Origin of the sequence: Arthrobacter sp. Bi83 (assembly GCF_918698095.1) — a bacterium.
GTDB lineage: Bacteria > Actinomycetota > Actinomycetes > Actinomycetales > Micrococcaceae > Arthrobacter.
In genome coordinates, this window is record NZ_CAKKLY010000003.1 from 142,183 (window position 1) to 151,192 (window position 9,010).

8 protein-coding genes are annotated in these 9,010 nt (G+C 67.7%); 6 read left to right on the plus strand and 2 right to left on the minus strand.

Annotation, left to right across the window (positions count from 1 at the left end):
* Positions 1–237: 237 nt before the first annotated feature.
* On the plus strand, positions 238–804 hold the full coding sequence (locus tag LQ144_RS03545; RefSeq protein ID WP_230117175.1) for a GtrA family protein: 567 nt from the start codon (positions 238–240) through the stop codon (positions 802–804).
* A gap of 48 nt (positions 805–852) precedes the next feature.
* Here LQ144_RS03545 and LQ144_RS03550 read toward each other — a convergent pair whose 3' ends face one another.
* Positions 853–1,551, minus strand: a complete 699-nt coding sequence (locus tag LQ144_RS03550) for a TIGR03089 family protein (RefSeq protein WP_230117176.1) — start codon at positions 1,549–1,551, stop codon at positions 853–855.
* 410 nt (positions 1,552–1,961) lie between these two features.
* Here LQ144_RS03550 and LQ144_RS03555 point away from each other — a divergent pair, with 410 nt between their 5' ends.
* Genes LQ144_RS03555 through LQ144_RS03565 form a run of 3 tightly spaced genes read left to right on the plus strand, consistent with a single transcriptional unit; the run spans position 1,962 to position 7,673 of the window.
* On the plus strand, positions 1,962–2,504 hold the full coding sequence (locus tag LQ144_RS03555; protein ID WP_230117177.1) for a WhiB family transcriptional regulator: 543 nt from the start codon (positions 1,962–1,964) through the stop codon (positions 2,502–2,504).
* Positions 2,504–5,899 (plus strand): glycosyltransferase family 2 protein, encoded by a 3,396-nt coding sequence (locus LQ144_RS03560; protein ID WP_290369704.1) that lies wholly within the window; start codon positions 2,504–2,506, stop codon positions 5,897–5,899. The genes LQ144_RS03555 and LQ144_RS03560 overlap by 1 nt, the downstream gene beginning before the upstream one ends.
* Positions 5,892–7,673, plus strand: coding sequence for a DUF5719 family protein (locus tag LQ144_RS03565; RefSeq protein ID WP_230117179.1), 1,782 nt, complete (start codon positions 5,892–5,894; stop codon positions 7,671–7,673). The genes LQ144_RS03560 and LQ144_RS03565 overlap by 8 nt, the downstream gene beginning before the upstream one ends.
* A 39-nt stretch (positions 7,674–7,712) precedes the next feature.
* On the opposite strand, the gene LQ144_RS03570 is transcribed toward LQ144_RS03565, so the two are convergent.
* Positions 7,713–8,225: a metallopeptidase family protein gene (locus tag LQ144_RS03570; protein WP_230117180.1), complete on the minus strand. Its 513-nt coding sequence runs from the start codon at positions 8,223–8,225 to the stop codon at positions 7,713–7,715.
* Positions 8,226–8,345: 120 nt separating this feature from the next.
* Between LQ144_RS03570 and LQ144_RS03575 the strand changes: the two genes are divergently transcribed.
* Positions 8,346–8,735, plus strand: a complete 390-nt coding sequence (locus LQ144_RS03575) for a DUF3499 domain-containing protein (protein WP_253073894.1) — start codon at positions 8,346–8,348, stop codon at positions 8,733–8,735.
* 76 nt (positions 8,736–8,811) lie between these two features.
* A partial coding sequence (locus LQ144_RS03580; protein ID WP_230117181.1) for a hypothetical protein occupies positions 8,812–9,010 on the plus strand: 199 nt, incomplete at its 3' end.

Consider the following 9,010-nt stretch of genomic DNA (forward strand, 5'->3'; position numbering starts at 1 on the left):
AGCTGGCCGCCGCCAACCACGCCGATTACTGGAAAAGTCACAAGTCTCAGCCTACAGAAAAGGAACGGGGTTACCGGCTTTCATGGCAGTGAAGCCCGGGAAAGTCCCGAAATTCTACGGCGGGACAGGGCAAGGGGGAGCCGCTGGCTGCAGCCTGGTTGGGGCCGCTCCCAGCAATCCGGGCTAAAATGGGACTTTGGCCCATCGGCCCCACTATTCATACGGCCACGGAGGGTCATGATTAACACACTTGCAGAGCGCATCCGGGGACTAGCCTCGCTTTTCTGGCGCGAGGTGGCGAAATTCGGTGCCGTCGGCGGTGTGGCGTTCGTCATTGACAACGGCCTGACCTTCTACCTGATGCACGGTCCCATGACGGACAGCGAGGCCAAAGCCCGGTTCGTGGGTGCCACCGTTGCCACAATCTTTTCCTGGATTGCCAACCGCCTGTGGACTTTCCGCCACCGCCGCCAGGCCAATGTCCTCCGGGAATTCCTGATGTTCATCCTCATTAACGGCATCGGCATCGGCATCTCCACCGGCTTTACTGCCTTGGCCAAGTATTCGATGGGTGTCACCGACAAGAACATGCTGTTCGCGGCCGGTGTGGTCGGAATCCTGGTGGCAACAGTGGTCCGGTTCTTCGCCTACAGGTTCCTTGTGTTCAACCAGGAGCTGGACCAGGAGCCGGAGTTCTCGCACGACCACGAGCTCATCGAAGGCCACCACCATGCCAACCATCCGGCTGCGGGGCAGCCCGAGCCGGCGGCAGAGGATCCGGAAGTCTCCGCCCGGCAGGATTAAGCAGCGGGGGATTAGACGGCGCCGGACCAGACGGCCGGCGCTTTTCCCTCAGTCCCCGTGGACCCGTTCCGCGGCGAGCAGTTTGTCAGTGAGTTCCACGTCCCCGTGCACCAGCACCACTGAACCGTCGTTCTTCCATGCACCGAGCGCGTTGGCCAGGGCCGCCTCCAGCCCGTCGCTTGCGCGGACGAGCAGTCTGGTGCCGGACTCGTGGCCGGCCGCGAAACTGTCCAGTAGTTCCGCGTGGCGCACGGCCGCCCCGCTCGAGCTCCGGACTGCCGGATGCCCCGGATCGGGGTCGTTGTGCGCCATGAAGACGTCACCGTGCGACCGGACCTCCGCCGCGTAGTCGATCACACCGGAGGGCAAATCACCGGGCCACCTCATTGCCAGGGCGGGAAGCGGCACAGCAACCACGGCGTCGAACCCTTCTCCGGCCTGTGCCGGATCGTCAGTTGCGAGCAGGTCCGCGCCGTTGTCGTCCAGAACGACCTCCATCCCCAGCTGCCAAGCGGCGAGGGCCCAGATGATGGATTTCCAGTGCGCCGGGAGGTCCAGCCGGAGACGCATGCCGGGTTCGGCGTCGAGGTCGTCCTGCAGCAGGTTGCTCGTCTTGGCCACCCAGTTATCCAGAACGCGGCCGGAGAGTTCCACGCGTTCCGCGTCCGGGCCGTACCAGGTCAGGCGGGGTGACGTTGAGTGGCCCGAGCGCAGGGCCGTCATCAGATCAGTGGCCGGGATATTCATGGCTTCATCTTGCCACGCACGTCGCCCGTGTCCACCGGGTGCCCGGTGCTTTCCGGGCACCACCGAAGACGTCAGGTTCAAGGCGATCTATGATCTGCGACACATAAGACTTTCTAACGTCATTTGCGTTAACCCGTATTCATCTCCCGTTTTCCGCGGAATTGCGCAGATTTTATGCCAGGTAGTAAGCTTGCTGTCAAATTTCAGGCGTGTCGGCCATGGACTGCGGAAAAAATTCCCGGGCGTGGCGCGGCACCTGATCGGGTCCGGAGTTGATTATTATTCCTCGCGGCTTGACTCCCCTTAGTTACACGCGTGTAATTAGTTATCGAAAGCCACCGCGAAGTCTCGGGCACACAAACCTAGTGCCCTGAGTGTCCGGCAGGCTGCACAATTCAGGAGGGGACGCCATGGGGCAAGAGCGTATCCATGAAGATGCCGTTGTGGCCGGCCAGGCCACGGCAAAATACCGTTCACGCGGCGTGCCAAGCGATTGGTACGTAGATCCGGCTGATCCGGACGCCGCCGAGCGGTATAACCTGGACACCGCCTCGTCCCTGCAGGACCAGGCCACCGCCTTCCTTGCGGCGCACGAGGCGCTGCTGGGTGGAAGCCCGGAGCAGGATGAGGATCTCAACGATCCGCCCATGGAGCTCCGGAACCCCGGCGCCGGCACGCTCGCACAGCCCGTGTGGATCGGTCTGCCCCTTCAGCAGGACTTCGACGACGAAGGCGAGCTCGGCTGGCAGACGGATGCGCTGTGCGCGCAGACTGATCCTGAAGCGTTTTTTCCGGAGAAGGGCGGCTCCACGAGGGACGCGAAGAAGGTTTGCGGCGCCTGCAACGTGCGGTCGCAGTGCCTTGAATACGCTTTGGCGAATGATGAGCGTTTCGGTATTTGGGGAGGCCTCTCCGAGCGTGAGCGCCGTCGGCTGAGGAAGCGGGCAGTCTAATTCTTCAGGAAGTACACGTCACTGCCGTTGTGGTTGCCCACAACGGCAGTGCCTATCTCCCCAGGACCCTGGCGGCACTGGCAGGTCAGACCCGGCCGGCAGATCTGGCCATCGGCGTTGATACCGGTTCGCAGGACAATTCGGCTGCCCTCCTTGAACGGGCGCTCGGCGCCCCCAACGTCACCGGCATCAGTGCGGGCAAGACGGGAATGGGCGTCGCCGTCACGGCCGGGCTGGCCGCCCTGGCGCCGTGGAACGCGGAAGCCCCGGATGCGGCCTCAGAATGGATCTGGCTGCTGCACGACGACGCCGCACCCGCCCCCGAGGCGCTGGCCGAGCTGCTCCACGCCGTGGAGCGTGCGCCGTCAGTCACCGTGGCCGGCTGTAAGCAGCTGGACTGGGACGCAAAACGCAGGCTGATCGACGTCGGCCTTTCCACGAGCCGTTGGGCCGAACGCCTCACCCTGATCGAGGCCGATGAGCTCGACCAGGGCCAATACGACGGCCGTTCTGACACTTTCGCCGTCAACTCTGCCGGCATGCTGGTCCGGCGCGACGTCTGGGAGCTCCTGAAGGGGTTTGATCCCGCCCTGCCCGGTACCGGCGACGACGTCGACTTCTGCTGGCGTAACCGCCTTGCCGGTCACCGGGTGGTAGTGGTTCCGAGCGCGAAAATGTTCCACGTGTCGCACCGCCCCCACGCTCTGGGCAATGCCTCGGCTGCGCGCCGGGCGCAGGTTCATCTCCGGCTCAAGCACGCCCCGCTGTGGCTGGTTCCCGTGCATGCGGTGGCCGCACTCCTCGGCAGCATCTTCAAACTGGTCTTCAGTATCGCGGTCAAGGACCCAGGGCACGGTTTCTCCCAGCTCGTGGCCACGGCCGCCGCGCTGGGCCGTCCGGCAGCTGTTTTCCGCGGCCGCCGGAATGCCGCACGCACGCGCCGTGTCCCGCGGTCTCTGGTGAACAAACTGCAGACGGAACGGCGCGAGGTGTGGAGCCACCGGCGCTCCCTCATGGAGGCGTTTGGCGCTGACGACGCACAGGCTGAGGGAAACGTAGCCGATTCGCTGGCGGAGCAGCCCACCGGCGACTCGACCGACGACTTCGCCGCACTCTCCACCAACGAACGGGGCTGGATAGGCAACGGGGCCCTCGCCGCCGTCATCCTCGCCAGCGCCGCGTCCTTTGCAGGTTTGGCAGGGCTCTTCCGGGCCGACGCCGTGGCCGGCGGCGCCCTGCTGCCGGTTTCATCCCGGCTCGAAGACATCTGGCACCGGGCATCCGGCTGGTGGATCGGGCTGGGGGCCGGGCTGCCCGGCCACGGCGACCCGTTCGGCTACGTCCTCTGGGTTTTGGGCGTGCTGGGCGGCGGCAACGCCAACGGCGCCATCGTCTGGCTGCTCCTGCTGGCCATGCCACTGTCCGGGCTCACTGCCTGGTTCGCCGCCGGCGCCCTGACCTCACTCCGCAGGTTCCGGCTGGCGGCCGCCTTGGTATGGGCAGGCGCCCCGGCCCTACAGATTGCACTGAACCAGGGGCGCATCGGGGCCCTCCTCGCTCACCTCATGCTGCCGCTGCTTGTCCTCGCGCTGCTGCGAGCCACGGGGACGGCCCTTGGACGCGGCCGCTTTTCCCTGCCCGCCCCAACCGACCGGCGTTTCATGGAGAAGCCTCCGCTGAAGCCGGGCATCAACGGGACGCCGTCGTGGACGGCGGCGGCAGCGGCCGGACTTTCCCTGGCGGTAGTTACCGCTGCGGCGCCGTCCCTGCTGGTGCCGGCCGTCGTCGTCATTGTCCTTGCGGGCTTCCTGCTGCGGGGGAGGGGTCGTACCCTGTGGTGGGCTCTCCTGCCCAGCGCCGCGCTCTTCATACCCTTTGCCCTGTCCACGCTGGACCGTCCCCGCGCCCTCCTTGCGGATCCCGGACTTCCGCTGGGCTTCGATGCTGCTCCGCTCTGGCAGCAGGTTCTTGGCCAGCCGCTGAGCTTTGAGGCAGCGGACGGGCTGTCAGGGCTTGGACTTTTCGCGGATGGCCCCGTGCCGTGGGCCCTGTTGCTCGCCCTCCTGGTCGGGGCTCCCGTGCTGGCGCTGGCCGTGGCCGCACTGGTTATTCCGTCCCGGCGCACCCGCGTTGCCCGCGCCCTGTGGGTGGCTGCCCTGATCGTGCTGGCGGGCGGCTGGCTGTCCGCCCACGTGGCCACGGGCGCCACCGCGGAGGCACTCGTGGCGCCGTTCCCCGGTCCGGCGGTCTCGGCCGCCATGTTCGCCTTCCTGGGCGCTGCGCTCATCGGCGGGGAAGGGCTCTTCTCCGTCTCTGCGCATTCCAGTCCAGCCGCGGGCTTCACGGCCGGCCAGGCTGCTCAAGGCCGCGGAAGACGCGCAGTCCTGGCGCGTTCCGCAACCGCACTGGCCATGGTTCTCCTGCTGGCCGGACCGCTGGCCGGACTCGCCGCGTGGACAGCCCAGAACGTGCTCCAGCCTGCGGCCACGGCCACGGCCGCGGGCGTGGCGGAGACGCCCGGCCTGGGAACTCCCCGGAGGGTGGATGCTGCCGATCCGCGGACGCTGCCGGCCACGGCGATTGACCGGGGCGAGGGGCCGGAGCAGACACGTACATTGCTGATCAGCATCGGCGAGGACGAAAGCTACGACGCCTCGCTCATGCGGGGCGGAGGCACCACCCTCGATGGCCTGTCCGCCATCGCGTCGGCCCGCAACATCCGGGGCAACCCGGGCGAAGAATCGGTCCGCGATGATGACGAGGTGACCGCCGCGCTGCGCACCACCGTGGCCACAGTGGTTGCCGGCCACGGAGTGGATCCGCGGCCCGAACTCGAACAACTCGGTGTGGGATTCGTGGTCCTGCGGTCTGCCGACACCGCAGCCCAGCTGACAGCGAGCCGCATGGACGCCGTTCCCGGCCTCGTGGCTGTGGGCCCGACGGACTCCGGCTGGCTGTGGCGGGTAAGTCCGCTGAACCAGGCCGTCCTGCAGCCAGCCGACGTTGCACACCGCGTGCGCGTCGTTGACGGCAAGGGCGCCACCACCAACCTTCTTCCGTCCGGGCTGACCGGCGTGGACACGGCCGTGCCGAAGGGGCCGGAAGGCAGGCTGCTGGTCCTCGCCGAACGCGCGGATCCCGGCTGGACCGCCTGGCTCGACGGGCGGAAACTGACCTCCACAACATCCGGCTGGTCGCAGGCCTTTACGCTGCCCCCGCAAGCCGGTCACGTGACGGTCCGCTACGACAACCCCTGGGCGCTCTGGGCGGGTATCATCCAGGCCGGGGTGATCGGCCTGACCGTCCTGCTGGCGCTGCCCATGCCGGCCCGGCGCCCCCACACCGGCCTGTCCAGGGACGAAGGCTCCCTGCGTAAGGAAAACCAGAATGCTTAACACAGAGAACGACGGCGGCACACCGGCAGCGCCGGCACCTGCACCTGAGTTCACAGAAGGTTCCGTAGCCCGAACCGGGGAGAGGCCCGCGCCGGCGAAAAAGGGCGAACCCAAACCGGCGAAGGGCGGGCCCCAGCAAGCGAAAAAGGGCGGGCCCAAACAAGCGAAAAAGGGCGGTCCCAAACAAGCGAAAAAGGGCGGCCGGCCCGCCCGCCGGGGAATGGTGGCCGGCTTGCTGTCGGCGGCAGCGATTGTTGCGGCCGGGGGCGGCATGGTGGCGGCAGCCTCGCTTGCGCCGCAGCCTGCAGGCAACCGGCAGCTGGAAGTTCCACTGGCGTCCGTTCCGGCCGGAAGCAGCCAGGACGTTTGCCCCGGCCCGGCGAAGCTGCTCGAGGGGACGCCTGTGGGTACCGACCCGCAGTTCAGGCCCGAGTCCGCTACGGCAAGGAGCAGTGTATCCGCGGCGGTTGTCGGTGCGGCGGGGGCACTGCTCCCGGGCAGCAGACTGTCGGCACTGGATGGCTCCGAGCTGGTGCGGATCGCGAAAGACCCCGGCTCCGCAACGGCTCCCGCCGGAGCCTCGGCGCAGCTTGCCGGAACCATCGCCCAGCGGAGCGTGAAGGACGTCAGTGTCCTGAGCGCCGACGCCCTGGGCAACCGGCAGGCAGCTGCCGCCGGAGTGATGAGCTACTCGGCAACGGACGGCGATCTCCAGGGGCTGGCCGCCGCCGCGTGCCAGGCGCCGCTGAATGACCTTTGGCTGGCAGGCGCCAATACGGCGGTGGGTCGCAGCAGCGTCCTCCATCTCACCAACGCGTCAACGACTCCGGCCACGGTCAGCCTGGAACTCTACGGCAAGGACGGGCAGATCAAGGCTCCCGGCAGCCGCGGGCTCCTGGTCGCACCGGGAACCACGCGGTCCATTGTGCTCGCCGGCCTCGCTCCCGGCCAGGAGCGGCTGAGCATCCACGCCCGCAGCACCGGCGGCCCCGTGAGCGCCTTCATCCAGCAGAGTGTGTTGCGGGGGCTGACGCCTGGCGGGGTCGATTTCATAGCTCCGGGTGCGGCACCCTCATCCCTCCAGGTCATGACGGGAATCGACATCCAGGATCCTGGCGGACTGGAATCGCTCACGAAGTCCCGTGGCTTCGGCGACGCCGCACCGTCCCTGCAGATCACGGTGCCGGGACCCGTGGACGCCGTGGTTGAAGTCAAGCTCTTCGGCCGCGGCGGACAGAAAGCGCTGCCTGGCGGCGGAGTTGTCACCGCCAAGGCAGGCACCGTGACTGAGGTCCCGCTGGCCGGCGTTCCGGCGGGGCAGTACACGGTCTCCGCGAGTTCGGATGTGGCCATCGCGGCCGCGGCGCGCGTCAGCCGCGGGCTGAAGACCGCCCAGACGTTGGATTTCGCGTGGGCTCCGTCAACCGGCAGGCTCGGCAGTCAGCACATAGTCCCGGTTCCCGGTGGCGGCGAGCGGTTCCTGGTCTTCGGTGCGCTGGAAGACCGCGCCACCATCTCCTACACACCCATTACGGCCGACGGTAAAGTCCGTCCGGCGGCTACCGCGGATATCGCCGGCGGAACCACCACGTCCCTGACGGTGCCGGACCGGATTGGGAAGTCGCCGGTCGTCGCCTACGTGGTTTCGGCAGCCGGCGGTGCAGCCTACGGCACCGTGCTCCTCGAACAGGAAGACAGGAACGACGTCGCCACTGTCGCCATAACGCCAGGTGCAGAGGGCCAGGAAAAGGTGCCGGTCAAGCTGGGATACTAGTCGGAACGGGGCCGGGCCGCGTGCCTGCGCCGTTAAGGGTCAGTAGCGCCGCCGGTAGACGGGGTCCAGGGTTTCCGGCGCCACACCCAGCATTTCGGCGGTGTGTTCCACCACGACATCGTGCACCAGGTCCTGCAGCTCCTCCCGGACCGGGCACCCCTGCTCGACAACCCGGCGGTACAGCGTGATGACCGGCCCTTCGTCCTCCGTGGCGGGCGTGTAGCAGCCCATCGGAGCGGGCGAACCGTCGGCCACCAGCTGCTCCAGGTTCGGCGGGATTTCGTCGACCGCAAACCGCACGCCGTCGAGCGTCTTTCCCCAGATGTCGTGGAGCCGCTGGGCGGAGTCCATGACGAGTTCGTCGAACCGGTCAGAGCGCGTCCGGTAGGCGGGAAGCGTGGGCAGCAACAGCTCGCCGCGAAGTCCCCGTCCATGGCGGTTGCGCCTCCGCCGCGCAAAGCTCCGCCCGGCGGCCGGGCCGGCGGCTTCCTTGGGAGCCCCGGGGTCAGCCAACCGGACCGTAAAACCCGAATCATGGTGCGATGACTGCATATACCGACTCTAAACCCGCCGGATGATTTGCGCGACATAATCCACGCCGGGCGGCACGGCCGTGGCGCGTCCGCCGTCAATGTCGGAATTCGCGCCGCACCCGGAGTAGTCTGTGATGTCGTGGGTGCTATCCGTCAATGTTCCAGGTCAGCCTGCCGCCAGTCCGCGGTGGCCACTTTGACGTACGTATACGCGGATTCCACGGCGGTCCTTGGACCGCTTGCCACCTACGCCGAGCCGCACTGTTACGACCTCTGCGCGCAGCACGCGGGTTCACTGACCGTTCCGCGGGGCTGGGAAGTCCTGCGCCTTGCCATGCCGTCCCAGCCGCCGCAGCCCGGGCCCGACGACCTGCTTGCCCTGGCCGACGCCGTGCGTGAGGCGGCATCCCGGCCGGCTGCCTCCGGAACCTCGCAGGGGCAGCGCGGCGCCCATTCCGCGCTCGAGGCGCCCGCCGGGGCGGAGGGCGTGCGCCGCGGCCACCTCCGCATACTGCGCGAACCGTCCTGAACCGCAACTGGCGGTAGGCTGGAAGCTGCAAATCCGTCAGCCACAGCGCGCCTTCGCCCAGCAGGGAGCATCAACCATGCCAAAGATCAGTCCCGAACTGTTGTCCGTCCTGCGGTGCCCGGTCACAGGCTCGGCCCTGACGCAGGAGGGCGAGGAACTCGTGTCGACGGCGGCGGCAGAGGGCGGCGAAAAGCTGCGCTACGCCATCGAGGACGGCATTCCGCTGCTTCTTCCCCCGGAACTGCTAGCCGCGGCGAGCGCCGCCCAGTCAGACG